This window comes from Vibrio mangrovi (genome assembly GCF_024346955.1).
Lineage (GTDB): Bacteria > Pseudomonadota > Gammaproteobacteria > Enterobacterales > Vibrionaceae > Vibrio > Vibrio mangrovi.
The window spans coordinates 36,242-51,877 of sequence record NZ_AP024884.1 but is presented as its reverse complement, the minus strand read 5'-3'; the positions used below and the strand labels follow the sequence as shown (position 1 = coordinate 51,877).

Here is a 15,636-nt window from a genome sequence, read left to right as displayed (position 1 = left end):
GATGTGAGCGGCAGGAGATAAAGCTACGGGGACAGACACGGCAACATCAACATGATGCGACTTAAAGTGTCCGACTTAAAGTGTCTGTCCCCGTAAGTACCTTAAGTAAATACCAGATTAATTACGCGGCAAAACCAAATCCGTATGCATCCAGCGCCAGAAGCCCCATATCAACAGAACGGTGTAAGACCTGTCCGTGTTCACTTTCATCGCTGGTTCCCAGAATACAAGGAAGCGGTAAGAAATGATCCGGTGTCGGATGATTGTAAAGAGCATAAGGTGCGACCTGAATATAGTCGTTAATCGCTGTAACATCCCGATGTTCTACCTTCTCTGCCATCCAGTCAGTAAAGGCGTGCATCTTCCGGATACTTTCAGGGTTCGATGCTTCGGTAAATACCGCTCTCAGGTTATGACTGATACCACCGGAACCGACAAACAACACTCCTTCCTGACGCAGAGAACGCAGCGCTTTCCCTAACTCATAATGCCTTTGTGCTCCGGCCTGACTGTTAATCGAAATACTGATGATCGGAATATCTCTATCCGGGAACATATACAGCATCGGCACCCATGCGCCATGGTCCAGTCCCTGAGTATGATCCAAGGCGACAGGGAAACCATGTTTCTGTAGCAATTCACCAGCCTGCCGGGCTAAATCGGGAGCACCCTGAGCCGGATATTCAATGTCATATAATGGTTTAGGAAAACCATAAAAATCATGGATCGTACCCAATGTCTGACCACTGGTAATTACAACCGGTCCGGCAATGTCGAAATGTGCAGAGAACACAATGATTGCCTTAGGTTTCGGTATCGTCTGACCCATTTGCTCCAGAAACCGGGTGGTCGAAGACTCTTCCACCGCCATCATCGGTGAACCGTGGGAAACAAACAGTGTCGGCATCATTACATTATTCATAGCAACCTCTCTTAGCCAGTAACTTCATTAGATGCCTCAAATATACCGATCAATTTATTTATGATAAAACCCTTATCTATTGAATGATTAACAACATGTCGTTGCTAATTAACCGAACAAAGTTGACAGCTTCCCACAACACCACAAGCCACTCAGGATATACTTACCAGCTGATTTATGATAAAAACGAACCATTAAATCATTCGCAATATAGTTTTTACAATATGGATAAACTCCTGATGATGAAGGCGTTTACTGCCGTTGTGACTGAAGGCAGTTTTCATAAAGCCGCTGACCGGATGAACTTATCCCCCCAACTCGTCAGTAAGTATGTTTCTCAGTTGGAATCCGACCTGAAAACCCGGTTACTCACCCGTACCACAAGAAAGATTAATCTCACGGAAGCCGGCCACATTTATCTACAACGATGCCAGCAGGTGTTGCTAGATATTGAAGAAATGGAAAACTCCCTGACCGACCTGCAAAATCAGGTGACGGGAACTCTCAATATCAGCGCACCAATGTCTTTCGGAATTCACCATCTTTCTGAACCGGTTGCTGAGTTTCAGTCACGCTACCCATCCGTTAAAGTCCAGCTTTTTCTGACTGATCAAAAAGTCGATTTACTGGAAGCCAATGTTGATGTTGCCCTGCGCATCGGAAACATGAAAAATTCTTCACTGATCGGACGAAAAATTGCCCCTATCCGGCTTGTCACCTGTGCTTCACCACAATATCTGGCACAACATGGTGTACCGAAAACAACGGAAGATCTGAGTCAACACCGATACCTTCGCTATAGCTATTCAGAAGGGAGAGAAATTACCGAGTCATGGGGAGAACATTCACCATTCAGAGAACAGCACACCCATTTAGTCAGTAATAATGGTGATATTCTGATCAACGCTGCCATTCGTCATCAGGGAATCGCCATTCAGCCGACTTTCCTGACTTACAATGCCGTGAAACGGGAAGAATTAGTTGTTCTCGAACAGTTTCCGCTCCCAATGATGGGTTTATATGCGGTTTATCCAAATCGCCAGTTCCTGGCCAGTAAAATTCGCCACTTTGTCGACTTTATCAGTGGCTACTATGGTGAACTGCCTTACTGGGACACATAGAAATTACATAAACACAAATGTTAATTCATAATTAACATTTACCTCATCAATCATAAAAATTCAGTGAAATCAGACCAGTGCATACATTGCCAAAAGGAACTTCTTTTTTGTCTTAGCCAAGGTTATGATACGAGTGCCGTATTCATTGGATCTTATCATTCATTTGTTGTACGGCATTTCTAATATTCTCAGGGCGGGGCGGAATTCCCCACCGGTGGTAGGTCAGAAATAAGTCTGACGAGCCCACGAGCGCCTGATATGTATCAGGGTCAGCAGATCTGGTTCCAAGCCAGAGCCGACGGTTATAGTCCGGATGAGAGAGAATTAAGTATAGTCACAACTGCTCCCTGTACCGGGTTGTCCGCTGTAGGGGCGTCGTGTCTGTCATTTATCATCCCTCATATATTTGCCCTGATTCTGGTAAAGCAAATACATTGAGGTAACCATGAATCAGTTAAACTTACTCGCCGAATTCGGCGACCCGATGACTCGGGTTGAAATAGCATTACAAGCATTAAGAGAAGGAAAAGGGGTCTTACTGCTTGACGATGAAGACCGGGAAAATGAAGGCGATCTTATTTATTCGGCAGAACATCTGACACAGGCACAGATGGCACTCATGATCCGCGAATGCAGCGGCATTGTTTGTCTGTGCTTAACAGAAAAAGATGCAGATCGTCTGGAACTGCCGCCAATGGTTCAGAACAACAACAGTAAGAATCAAACGGCTTTCACGGTCAGTATTGAAGCTAAAGAAGGTGTAACCACCGGGGTTTCTGCCGCAGATCGGGTCACAACGATTAAAACTGCGGTTCACCCGGAAACAAAGGGCAACGATTTGGCCCGCCCCGGACATGTATTCCCGTTGCGGGCCCGGGATGGTGGTGTTTTAGTTCGTCGCGGTCATACCGAAGGGACCGTCGATCTAATGAAGCTGGCAGGACTACAACCCGCAGGTATTTTATGTGAAGTCACCAATGAAGACGGTACGATGGCAAAAACACCGGAAATTATCCGTTTTAGCCATCAACATGATTTACCGGTTCTGACCATTGAAGACATTGCAACCTACCTGCTCCAGAAACACCTGAAATCAGCCTGATTTATATCCCCCTTCCACATGATTATCAAACCTGAAGAAAACATTCTTCAGGTTTATATCAAAACAAATTACTTAATTATCAAAAAGAATACTAAACTTTTAATAACCCCCCGATAGACAGTTTTATTAAAACAATTATCCGGAAGGATTCAATATGAAAAAGTACGGACTTAAACAAGTATTACTTATTTCAGTGATGTTACTCGTTGGTGCCTCTGTATCAATTTCCAGCTATATCTCTTATATCAAACAAGCTGAAACAATTTCGCAATTGATCACTGCATCCGGAACAGATTACGCTGCTAATAAAGCCGATTTGGTTGAACAGTTTATCAGCGAGAAAGTTGCTGGGATAAAGGGCATCGGAGAAATGTATCAAAATACATCACTCCCCGGTCAGACACCTCAGGATTATATTAATCAGGCAAGTGTTTTTGCGACTACCTTAAACACCGGCAGTTCATTCATTGGTTTTGAAGCCACTGGTGATGCGTACTGGAATCAGATCAGTGATGCCTGGCCAGACCATAAGTTCAAGGGTGATATCAGGACCATGAGCTACTACAAAGATGGCAGAAAAGCAGTCACACCATCAATGACAGAGCCTTATCCGGATAGTGCACATCCTGATATTTACTGGGTCAGCATTGTCCAGAAAATTAAGGACGGAATGATTGGCGTTGACATGCAACTTGCTTTCCTGAGCCAGCTCGTTAAAGAGTCAACAGATATTGAAGGATCCGTCGCCTTAATTCTGAACCAGGACACAACGGTTCTGGCTTCTTCTTCAACAGCTTTGAAACCCGGAGACAAAGGCCGCGATTTCAGCTGGTTCAGAGACGTTGTCAACAAAGCCGTTACACAGGAACAAACTGTGCAGGACTACGTTCTCAATGGACAGGATAAAATCTTATTTACCCATCGGATCAAAGTTGCCGATAAGAACTGGTATTTTGTGATCGGTCTGAATAAAGCGATTGCGTTTAAAGGACTGGAATCAGCAAAACATGCCGCGATTACAACGACGGTTGTCGCTACGATTGTGAGTGTGATTGTGGCCTTCTTCGTCATCCAGCTCCTGTATCGCCCAATTATTTTGCTGAAAAATATGATTGCAGGCCTCTCCCGTGGAGACGGGGATCTGACGCAACGTCTGGAAGTTCATTCCAATGACGATTTGGGACAGATTGCCGGAGGCATTAACCAGTTTATTGGTAATCTGCAGGAAATGATGCTGGAAATCCAAAATGCGTCAGGTCAGCTCCAGAACAGTATCGGAGACATGAAACAGCTTTCGGAACACAACTCTGCAATCCTGAGAAACCATGTGGTCGAAACCGAACAGGTTGTCACAGCGATTGAAGAAATGAATGCAACAGCCGAATCAATGGCAACAGATGCAGCGAATACTGCTAACCTGACACAGCAGGCAAATGATACAAGTGCTGAATCAAGACAGATTGTTGCCCAGTCGCAAAGTACCGTATCGGCCTTGATCAGTGATGTTGAAACCTCCTCCACCCATATTCAGCATATGAGTGATGAAACCCAGAGTATCCACTCGATTCTGAATGTTATCGGAGATATTGCAGAACAAACCAACCTGCTGGCACTCAATGCTGCAATAGAAGCGGCCAGAGCTGGCGAACAGGGACGAGGTTTTGCCGTCGTGGCCGATGAAGTAAGAAACCTGGCCAGCAGAACCAAAAAAAGTACTGAAGAAATTGAAGAAGCACTTTCCAGACTACTCAAAGGCACAGAAGCAATTGTCGGTTCAATGGAACACACCAGACAGCGTTGTCAGGAAACTTCCGCTGGTTCCGAAAATGTTGCGGTCAGCCTGGAGACAATGACAGATTTTGTTTCTAAAATTAATGATTTAAGTACACAAATCGCCACAGCAGCAGAAGAACAGAGCAGTGTAACACATGAAGTTAGCCGCAATATGTCTGCGTTGAATGATATCGTCAATGAACTGGATACCAATGGACAGAAATCTTTGTCAGGCATGGAAGATATCACCAGTGTTAACCATAACCTGATCAACATTGTCGGGCGGTTTAAATTATAAAACTCATATGCTGTTGATGAGTAAACTGATGAGAAAAGCGCACCTACAGGTGCGCTTTTTTATGGCTTGTTTAAGATGACTTACTGAATGGACTCGATTAAATCTAACCGTAACTGCCAGGGATCACGAACCATTCCGCTCTGATTGACTCCATCATTGGAAAACATCATCAGATTATCCGCCCAGCCATGATAACGGGACCAGTAAGGTAAACCTGCACCATTCGGATTACCGTAACGAACAAAGTTAACCCAATACTGATGAACCATATCAGCCATTGCCTGATCCGATTCTGTCAGCTTGTCTTTATATACAGCTTTAACCGTATTAAATGCATAAGCGATATCACTGGCATGCGCTGCACCTTCAGCCGTCGCTTTCTGCGCATCATTAACGTAACCGAAGCGATAACCATAGATAGTCTGTCCCTGCTTATCTGCTTCTCTCATTACAAAGCGGGCTGGTTCTACCATACCTGCATCACGGGCTATATCCTGTACAAGTTCCATCGGTGCCGTTTCATCTGTCACACCGTAGATCCAACGGGCAATTTCCGAACGGACAGGTCCAAAGAGAGACAAAGCTTCTTCTTTAGTCTGTGGAATCGTATCAAAGAACGACATGATTGGCAGTTCCAAAGTTGTGGCTCCAACCAGCAGTGGAACAGAAAGTCCCTGCCCTGCAGAATAGAAGTCTTCCGGATGAGCTGTCACCACCTTACCATCGATCATAGGACCGGAATAAGTAGGGTCACTTCCCAGAGTCAACAGATTCAGATTACCAAGAATCTCCTCTGCAGGTAGGGCGCGTAGTGCTTGCAAAGCATCAGGTCCTTCACCACTGATTCCTTCTTTCTCTGCAAATAATACCCCAACCTCTTCTGCTGAAATATCCCCTTTCTCATTGGTCTTCGACAGATAATTATTACTAAAGTTAACCCGTCCTGCTCCTGACTGAATAATCGCCCGATCAAACAGATGACCAGCCAGTGGAGAAGTGAGAAGCGCATGAATCGACAATCCACCGGCAGACTCACCGACAACAGTCACCTGATTCGGATCGCCACCAAACTGAGCAACGTTCTCTTTCACCCAATTTAATGCTGCTATCTGATCCATGAACCCATAATTGCCCAGTGTTGGATCTTCTTGTGCATTGCTCAATGCCGGATGGGCAAAAAATCCGAAGCGTCCCAGACGGTAGTTGAAGCTCACACCTACAATCCCCTGTCTGGCAAATGCTCTAATGTTATAAGCTGGCTCCGATGAGCTACCGTTAACAAAACCACCACCATGGATCCATACGATTACCGGACGTAGCGTCCGACTTGGCTGAGCAGGTTTCCAGACATTCAGGTAGAGACAGTTTTCAGACATCTCATTATCACTGGTCGTCAAATCACTGGGAAACGGTACTTCAAGGCAGTCATGACCATAATCATTTGCCTGAAACACACCATCCCATGACTCAATGGGTTGTGGTGCCCGCCAGCGTAGATTTCCGACTGGCGGCTGAGCATAAGGAATCCCTTTATAGGAGATGACCTCACCACTTTGAACACCCTGAACCAATCCATTATTAGTTTCTACGATCGTATCCCCGGTTTTTACCCCGGAATACACATTACAACTAACCCCCAGCACCGTTAATACCAGTGCATATATGCGGTTCTTTTTCATCTGAGATATTCTCCACTCAATTGACTTAAATACATATTCATACAATTAGTTTTTTGCCATAACTAAGCAGTCAACAAAAATGAGATGATATGCGGTTAACATCACACATAAAAAAGAACTGCATGCTATTGCTTCAAATATGAACAATAGAGCATATATATTGAAACGCTGCCCATATTACCAGCAATCATGAACAAAGTGGTCTGAGGTTTAATAGACTATGCATATCAATAAATTGCACATTTAATTCATTCGATATATCTGCTTCTGATACGACTGTGAAAACAAAGATCGGGTTCTTAAAAATATCAGGACATCCCGAACAGGATGCCCTGATAATGACACAAAGGACTACTGGATCGATTCAACTAAATCCAATCGCAATTCCCAGGGATCACGTACTGTTCCGGAGTCATTTACACCGTTATTGGAGAACATCATCAGATTCTCATTCCAGCTGCGGTACTGAGACCAGTAAGGCAGGTTTGAGCCATTTGGATTACCATAGCGAACGAAATTCACCCAGTACTGATGAACCATATCAGCCATTGCCTGATCCGATTCAGTCACATCACTATGATACTGGGCCTGAAGCGTGTTAAAAGCGTAGGCAATATCACTGGCATGAGCAGCGCCGTCAGATGTTGGTTTCAGTGAATCAGCAACATAACCAAACCGGTAACCATAAACCGGTTGTCCCTGCTTCTCTGCTTCTTTCATCACAAAGCGGGCAGGCTCAACCATCCCTGTATCCCGGATAATGTTCAGCCCAAGTCCCATGACCGGAGTCGTTTCCTCCACGCCATAAGCATATCTGGCAATCTCCGAGCGAAATGGTCCGAAAATCGCCAATGCTTCATCGACAGTTTCAGGAAACGAGGAAAATGGTGACATAACCGGAATTTCTGCGGTTGTTGCTCCGACCAGCACCGGAATGGACAAAGCAGGGCCGGATGAATAAATATCCTGAGGATGAGCGGTTACCAATTTACCATCAATCATCGGTCCGGAATAAGTCGGATCTCCGCCCATATTCATCATATTCAAGCCACTGACAATATCTTCAGCCGGTAAGGCTCTCAGAGCATCCAGTGCATCCGATCCTTCCCCGTTAATATTAAATTTTTCTGCAAACAACGTCCCGGCGACTTCAGCCGGAGCCTCGCCCGACGGACTTTCTTTATCAAGATAGCGACCACTAAAATTCAACCGGCCAGATCCTGATTGAATGATAGCCCGGTCAAATAAATTCTTAGCTAACGGCGATGTTAACAGGGCATGAATAGACATTCCCCCGGCAGATTCACCGACAACCGTCACTTGATTCGGGTCACCACCAAACTGTGCAATATTCTCCTTAATCCATTTCAGTGCCGCGATCTGGTCCATAAATCCATAATTTCCAAGCACCGGTTCTTCCTGCGCAGCCGTTAAGGCAGGATGAGCAAAAAAGCCAAAGCGTCCCAGACGATAGTTAAAACTCACCATCACAACGCCTTTTTCAGCAAACGAAGTACCGTCGTAAGTTGGTGCGGACGAACCACCATTGACAAAGCCGCCGCCATGGATCCACACCATAACCGGACGCAACGCCCGGCTTGGATGAGCCGGTTTCCAGACATTCAGAAAGAGGCAATCTTCAGACATCCCGTTATCCATCTGAGATGAATCACCGGGAAATGGCGCCTGCAGACAGTCATTTCCATATTCTTTCGCCTGTAAAACACTATCCCACGGGTTTGCTGGCTGCGGAGCACGCCAGCGAAGCTCTCCGACCGGCGGTTGTGCATAAGGAATCCCCTTATACGAAGTCACCTCACCGTTCTGGACACCTTGTACCAACCCATGATCGGTTGCCACAATCGTATTCCCGGTTCTCATTCCCGAATACGCATTACAACTAATCCCTAGCACCGCTAATGCCAGTGCGTAAATATGGTTCTTTTTCATCTAAGATATTCTCCACTCAATTGATTGAAATGCACATCCATCTCATCCATCTTCTGCCATAACTAAACAGTCAATAAAGATGAAACAATATGCGATTAACATCACCCATAAAAAAGAACTTCAATTTATTATTTATTAAAATCAAAAATATAAAATACGATGCTTCTAGCCAATAATCATAGATAGAGCAGCTTAATCACCCCATAACGAGCATATGAGTAAAACATTCGTTTATTCGGTGTAATGACCTCGTTCATACTGTGAAAGAAAAAGGGCTGAGAATATCAAGGCATCTCTTATATTGTGATACCTTGATCATCACGCAGATACTTACCGGATCGATTCAATTAAATCTAATCGTAATTTCCAGGGATCACGGACCATGCCGGAATTATTGACACCACTATTCGAGAACATCATCAAATTCTCATACCAATGCCGGTACTGAGACCAATAAGGTAAACCAAAGCCATTCGGATTACCGTAGCGGATGAAATTCACCCAATACTGGTGAACCATATCCGCCATTGCCTGATCCGACTCAGTCAATTCATCATGATATTGGGCTCTGACCGTATTAAATGCATAAGCAATATCACTGGCATGGGCAGCACCGTCAGAAGTCGGCTTCAATGAATCTGCAACATAGCCAAAACGATAGCCATAAACAGGCTGTCCCTGCTTAACTGCTTCCCGCATAATAAAGCGAGCAGGCTCAACCATTGCAGAATCACGGCCAATATCCTGCGCGAGTGCCATGACCGTCGTATCATTGGTCACACCATAGGCATACCGGGCAAGTTCCGCACGAAACGGGCCGAAGATCGCTAATGCTTCATCTACCGTTTCAGGGACTCTCGGAAACAATGACATGTTCGAAATCTCTGCCGTTGTCGCACCAAGCATCACCGGCACAGTTAAAGCGTGTCCGGATGAATAGATATTCTGAGGATGATCGATGATCAGTTTTTCATCACGCATCGGGCCTGAATAGGTAGGATCGCCGCCCATATTCATCATATTCAGACCACTGACAACATCTTCAGCCGGTAGTGCCCGCAAAGCTTCCAGAGTATCCGGCCCTTCACCGCTGATATTAAACTTCTTCGCAAATAATATACCGGCAGTCTCAGCAGGTGCAGCACCTGTTTCTTCATTCTCTTTTGAAATATAGCGGCTACTCAGGGTCCGCCCGGCTCCTGACTGAATAATTGCCTGATCAAACAAATTCTCAGCCAATGGTGATGTTAACAGCACATGAATGGACACTCCTCCGGCAGATTCACCGACAACCGTCACCCGATTCGGATCACCACCAAACTGCGCAATATTCTCTTTAACCCATTTCAGTGCAGCGATCTGGTCCATGAAACCATAGTTGCCAAGTACCGACTCTTCCTGTGCGGCAGTTAAGGCCGGATGGGCAAAAAAGCCAAAACGTCCCAGACGATAGTTAAAACTCACCATCACAACGCCGTTTTCAGCAAACGAAGTTCCGTCATAAGTCGGTGCAGATGAACCTCCATTAACAAAGCCACCACCATGGATCCACACCATAACAGGACGCAGTGTCCGGCTCGGCTCGGCAGGTTTCCAGACATTCAGGAAGAGGCAGTTTTCAGACCTCTCATTATTCATCTGGGAGGTATCACCGGGAAATGACGCCTGCAAACAGTCATTTGCAAAATCTTTTGCCTGTAAAACACCATCCCATGACTCTGCTGGTTGCGGTGCACGCCAGCGGAGCTCTCCGACTGGCGGTTGCGCATAAGGAATTCCCTTATATGAAATCACTGGGCCATTCTGTTCGCCCTGTACCAGTCCATAATCGGTTTCTACAACGGTATTTACATGTGAATACACATTGCAACTCACCCCCACAATTGCGAGAGCCAGCATGTATATGCGGTTCTTTTTCATCTGAAGTATTCTCCATCTTATCTATTGAATTAACGTTTATTTTCCTACCCGGTTCCTTAAACAAGGCGGAACTGCCAGGCCGAAATAACGCTCTGTTCACATCACACATAAAAAAGAACAACTATTTATAAAACCAATTTCCTAACGGCGGAACTCGGAATAACAAAAATCTCAGGCTAAATTTACGCATAAAAAAACCCGGCCCCTGAAGACGAAACTTCAGGAAATGCCAGGTTTTGCCTGCGTATATCAAATTGCCTCAAAAATAAAACTCAGGCTGTTTGGATATAAAACAGTAACAATCCAGTTATGAAATCAATTTAATGACATCCAATCTTCGACTCAAACTTTTCTCGCTTACCCTGTGAAGTCCATAACAGATCATGGTTGATCTTCACTTGTAACAAACAACATTGTTACTATTTTTTGTGATTTCAATCAAAAATATTTACTTAGCATGCTAACTACTTTATATTACTAAGCCTGCTCAGTAATCAAAACAATCAAAGAATGGTAGACAATCTTAATATTCTGAAAAACTTATCACTTGCCGAACAACTCGCACGTGTAGCCCGGCTGTGGAAAAGTGCAGCAGATCAAGAACTTGCTCCACTGGGCCTAACTCAAAGTCGTTGGGTTGCCCTCTGGAAACTACAACGCCTCGGTGACAACATCAGTCAGAAAGCTCTGGCTGATGCACTCGAAATTGAACTCGGTTCGTTGATGAGAACTTTGAAACTGCTTGAAGAACAGAATTTAATCGAGCGCCACTGCTGCTCATATGACAAACGCGCCCGAATCGTCCGGCTCACAGATGACGGGAAAGCCATTTTAAAACAAATTGAAGAGAAAGTACTGCACGTCAGACGTTGCCTGCTCAGCAATATTGACGAAGCCGAATTGAGTCAGCTCAGCCAGACTCTGGAAAAAATTGCTCATAACGCTCAGGAAAACCTGAATCAGCCAGAATAAAAACAGAAGGAAGTTTCACCACATGACCCCTGATCAAAAATTTGCACGCTGGGTGAAATACTCCAGCGCTCTTTTTATCGTACTTTTTGCCTATTTCCTGCTGGCAGACACCGTTATGCCTCTCACGCCGCAGGCAATGGCAACCCGTGTCATTACTAAAGTTGCTCCCAGAATCAGTGGACAAATCACTCAGGTATATGTCCGTAACAATCAGCAGGTTCACAAAGGCGATGTCTTATTTGAGATTGACCCGACGCCCTATCAGCTTGCTGTCGAACAGGCAAAAATCGATCTGGAACAAGCAATTCAGGATAACGAACAGTTAGATGCATCAATCACAGCAGCTCAGGCTGATGTCGATGCCAACCAGATTCTGGTCGTACAGAAAGTCCGGGAAGCGAAACGATTAGACAAACTATTTACCCGTAATGGGGTTTCTCAGCAACAACGGGACGATGCGCTAAGTAACGCCACAGCAACGAAAGCAAATCTTATGGCCGCTCAGGCTCGTCTGAAAGAACTTCAGGTCCGTCGAGGCGCAACAGATCAGGAAAATATTACCGTCAAAATGGCACAAAACCGCCTTCAGCAAGCGGAACTCAACCTCTCTTATACAAAAGTGAAAGCCGAACATGACGGAGTGATTACGAATCTGCAGTTAATGGTTGGTACCTTCGCAAACACAGGAACCCCTTTAATTGCACTGGTCGATACCGGGCTGGATATTATTGCTGACTTCCGAGAAAAAAGCCTGCGTAATTTCAGCCGCGATACTCCGGCACTTATTACTTTTGACCGGGATCCGGGTCATCTTTACACCGCAACCGTCAGTACGATCGATGCCGGTGTCAGTAGTGGCCAGTTTGATGCTAACGGTTCACTTGCATCTCCGACAAGCTCCAATCGCTGGGTCAGAGATGCACAGCGTATCCGCCTGCATCTTTCCTTAAACCGAAGCCTGCCTGACAGTTTACCGACCGGAGCCCGGGCAACGGTCCAGCTAATACCACAACAGCCACTGTTTGCCTGGTTTGCCCACATGCAAATTCATGCATTAAGCCTGCTTCATTACATCTACTGATCAGGAGAACAAGATGCGCTTGTGGACTCATCCGCTGAATGAAAATGATCTCCGTCAGTGTCTGCGGATCGCTCTGGGAGCAACCCTCGGTTTCATCATCAGTAAATTCTTCGGCTGGAGTTTCGGGGTCTTTTTTACTGTGGTTCCGATGCTGTTACTCGGCATGATTCCGGTACTCAATGGACATATAGCCCGGCAAATGATCGCTTCCGGCGTCATCTGTTCACTGGAAGTTGGTTTGCTGGGCGGTTTATTCGGTACTCATCCGGGTCTCATGACACCCATTGCTTTTTTGCTGTTTCTGGCTAAATTTGCCTGTATGGCTCGTGGACCTTTGTTTTTATTCGGTGCAAACAGTGTTCTGAACCTGAGTATCATGCTGCATTTTGCCAGCTATTCAACAACCGATATTAACGATATGATTGCCAGTAACCTGACGGCAAGTTTCCTTTCTATTGGTATTGCATATCTGATGCATTACCTGATCCCAGATGCAGAGCCCAGACAACCACCACCACAGCCATCGTCTCCTAAAGGATCGCATCGTATCCGGCACGAAACGCTTCTGGGAGCGGGAGTGGCAACGCTATCGTTTCTGGTCTTTCAGACTCTCAACCTCAGTGACTCGATGTCTGCACAGTCCACCAGCCTGCTACTGCTCTTTCCGATGAACTGGAATGGCGCTTTAGGCTATGCAAGGAAAAGAGCGATTGGCACAATTTTAGGGGTCGCCTTCGGTTTATGCTGTCAAATCCTGCTATATGACCGCTCTAACCAACTAATTCTGGTGATACCACTCCTTTGGATTGGCACAATGCTATTTGGCTATCTACATATGAAAGAAGCCAGTGGGTCTGGAGTTGGATTTGGTGGACTAACAACATTAGGTATTTTATTCGGCCAGTATTTAACACCGACCAGCGACCTGACATTCAATGCGTTATACCGAATCAGTAGTATTCTGTTTGCCATTGTTGCCACACTCATCGTTACCTATCTGATTCACCGAATGTTGAATTCCGTCGAAGCAACGCGGTATGGGCACTAATGAAAAGTCAGACGATCGGCAAGACAAAATATCCATCATCAGGCAGGAACCGCTTTACACTGTAAAATCAGAGAAGATCATATCAGTCAAAGTGATTAAATGGTCATAAATTGCGTAGGAAAAATTGAGAGTAAGGCAAAAATTTTTAACGCAGTCACCGGGTCTTTTAACCAGCAAGAATAATCAGATAATTACTGCGATTGGTATAAATGAAAAAGGGATTGAGGTCTGACGACACTCAATCCAATACTTTGTGATCTCAGGAGTTTCAATCACGCAGCGACATGATGTAAAAGACATATAAAATACGTCAAACAGACAGTAGCCAATATTTTAAGATTCAGGAGAAGCCAGTTTTTCACCCTGAGACTGAATGATGGATTGATACCAATAGAAACTTTTCTTCCGTTTCCGCTCCAGCGTTCCCTGATTGTCGTCGTTCCGATCAACATAAATATAGCCATAACGTTTAGACAACTGCGCAGTACTGGCACTGACTAAATCAATCGGTCCCCAACTGGTATATCCCATCACTTCAACACCATCCTGAATCGCTTCACCGATTTGGAACAAGTGATCATTCAGATACTGAATCCGGTAGTCATCAACGACTTCACCATTTTCATTAACAACATCTTTAGCACCCAGGCCGTTTTCCACCACAAATAGAGGTAACTGATAACGGTCATACAAGAAGTTAAGCAGATAACGCAGTCCAACCGGATCAATCTGCCAGCCCCATTCAGATGCTTTCAGATATGGATTAGCAATCATTTGCAGCATATTCGCATCTGCTTTACCCTGCTCATTCGGATCAGCACTGGCACATCCGGTCATGTAATAACTAAATGAAATGAAGTCGATCGTCTCTTTCAATGCTTCCCGATCAGCCTCTGTAATGTCAATCTCTACCCCCAGCGCTTTAAACTTACGAGTCATATAGCTTGGGTAATATCCTCTTGCCTGAACATCACCGAACATCAGCCATTCCCGGTTTTGAGTCAGCGTATGCATAACATCATCAGGCTTACAGGTCAGCGGATACTGCACCGCACCCAAAATCATATTGCCGATTTTGGCATCGGGGATCATCTCATGGCAGGCTTTCACCGCTTTAGCACTGGCAACTAACTGATGATGGATTGCCTGATAACGGGTTTGCTCATCACAATCTCTTGGCAGACCGGAACCGGTAAACGGTTCGTGCAGCGTCACATTGATTTCATTAAATGTCAGCCAGAGTTTCACCGCATGGCCATAACGGGCAAAAACAACTTTGGCATATTTTTCAAAAAAGCCGATCACATCCCGGCTGGCCCAACCGTGGTATTTTTCCGCTAGGTTCAGCGGCATCTCGTAGTGAGAAAGTGTAACCAGAGGCTGAATTCCGTGTTTTGCCAACTCAGCAAAAATTTTGTCATAGTAAGCCAGGCCTGCTTCATTCGGCTCCGCATCATCTCCATTCGGGAAAATACGGCTCCAGGCGATCGACAAACGAAGAGTGGTGAACCCCATTTCAGCAAATAACGAAATATCTTCGGGATAACGATTATAAAAATCGATTGCAAGGTCTTTAATATTGAAATCACCTGGCTGGCGGGGAACGATGTCCCCGAACGCGCCCTGCGGACAAACATCTGACGTAGATAAACCTTTACCATCGGTTTGGTGTGAACCTTCTATCTGATTGGCAGCTGTTGCTCCGCCCCACAGAAAAGAATCTGGAAATTTAAAACTCATTCTTATGCTCCTTTTTAATGCTGAAACCGA

Annotated in this window: 11 protein-coding genes and 1 riboswitch; of the genes, 6 read left to right on the top strand and 5 right to left on the bottom strand. The window is 45.3% G+C overall.

Features of this window, described 5'->3' with window-relative positions; translation table 11 throughout:
• Positions 1–121: 121 nt before the first annotated feature.
• Positions 122–922, bottom strand: a complete 801-nt coding sequence (locus tag OCU74_RS16520) for a dioxygenase family protein (RefSeq protein ID WP_087481741.1) — start codon at positions 920–922, stop codon at positions 122–124.
• 239 nt (positions 923–1,161) lie between these two features.
• On the opposite strand from OCU74_RS16520, the gene OCU74_RS16515 reads away from it, so the two are divergent.
• The 3 genes from OCU74_RS16515 to OCU74_RS16505 all read left to right on the top strand — a co-directional run bounded on the left by OCU74_RS16515 (position 1,162) and on the right by OCU74_RS16505 (position 5,216).
• Positions 1,162–2,043 (top strand): LysR family transcriptional regulator, encoded by an 882-nt coding sequence (locus tag OCU74_RS16515; protein WP_234993608.1) that lies wholly within the window; start codon positions 1,162–1,164, stop codon positions 2,041–2,043.
• 180 nt (positions 2,044–2,223) lie between these two features.
• Positions 2,224–2,372, top strand: a riboswitch (FMN riboswitch).
• A gap of 116 nt (positions 2,373–2,488) precedes the next feature.
• Positions 2,489–3,145, top strand: a complete 657-nt coding sequence (gene ribB, locus OCU74_RS16510; RefSeq protein WP_087481742.1) for a 3,4-dihydroxy-2-butanone-4-phosphate synthase — start codon at positions 2,489–2,491, stop codon at positions 3,143–3,145.
• Positions 3,146–3,299: 154 nt separating this feature from the next.
• Complete coding sequence (locus OCU74_RS16505) at positions 3,300–5,216, top strand: methyl-accepting chemotaxis protein (RefSeq protein WP_087481743.1); 1,917 nt, start codon at positions 3,300–3,302, stop codon at positions 5,214–5,216.
• 80 nt (positions 5,217–5,296) lie between these two features.
• On the opposite strand, the gene OCU74_RS16500 is transcribed toward OCU74_RS16505, so the two are convergent.
• From OCU74_RS16500 to OCU74_RS16490, 3 genes are all read right to left on the bottom strand, one after another.
• On the bottom strand, positions 5,297–6,895 hold the full coding sequence (locus OCU74_RS16500; protein ID WP_087481744.1) for a carboxylesterase/lipase family protein: 1,599 nt from the start codon (positions 6,893–6,895) through the stop codon (positions 5,297–5,299).
• 351 nt (positions 6,896–7,246) lie between these two features.
• Positions 7,247–8,845 (bottom strand): carboxylesterase/lipase family protein, encoded by a 1,599-nt coding sequence (locus OCU74_RS16495; RefSeq protein ID WP_087481745.1) that lies wholly within the window; start codon positions 8,843–8,845, stop codon positions 7,247–7,249.
• A 330-nt stretch (positions 8,846–9,175) separates the two neighbouring features.
• Positions 9,176–10,765: a carboxylesterase/lipase family protein gene (locus tag OCU74_RS16490; RefSeq protein WP_087481746.1), complete on the bottom strand. Its 1,590-nt coding sequence runs from the start codon at positions 10,763–10,765 to the stop codon at positions 9,176–9,178.
• Between the two features lie 510 nt (positions 10,766–11,275).
• On the opposite strand from OCU74_RS16490, the gene slyA reads away from it, so the two are divergent.
• Genes slyA through OCU74_RS16475 form a run of 3 tightly spaced genes read left to right on the top strand, consistent with a single transcriptional unit; the run spans position 11,276 to position 13,866 of the window.
• Positions 11,276–11,737, top strand: a complete 462-nt coding sequence (gene slyA, locus OCU74_RS16485; protein ID WP_087481747.1) for a transcriptional regulator SlyA — start codon at positions 11,276–11,278, stop codon at positions 11,735–11,737.
• Positions 11,738–11,759: 22 nt separating this feature from the next.
• On the top strand, positions 11,760–12,818 hold the full coding sequence (locus tag OCU74_RS16480; protein ID WP_087481748.1) for an HlyD family secretion protein: 1,059 nt from the start codon (positions 11,760–11,762) through the stop codon (positions 12,816–12,818).
• Positions 12,819–12,831: 13 nt separating this feature from the next.
• Positions 12,832–13,866: a DUF2955 domain-containing protein gene (locus OCU74_RS16475; protein ID WP_087481749.1), complete on the top strand. Its 1,035-nt coding sequence runs from the start codon at positions 12,832–12,834 to the stop codon at positions 13,864–13,866.
• A gap of 333 nt (positions 13,867–14,199) precedes the next feature.
• Here the strand turns inward: OCU74_RS16475 and OCU74_RS16470 are convergent, their stop codons facing one another.
• Entirely contained in the window at positions 14,200–15,606 is a 1,407-nt protein-coding gene (locus OCU74_RS16470; protein WP_087481750.1) for a glycoside hydrolase family 1 protein, read from the bottom strand.
• Between the last annotated feature and the right edge of the window lie 30 nt (positions 15,607–15,636).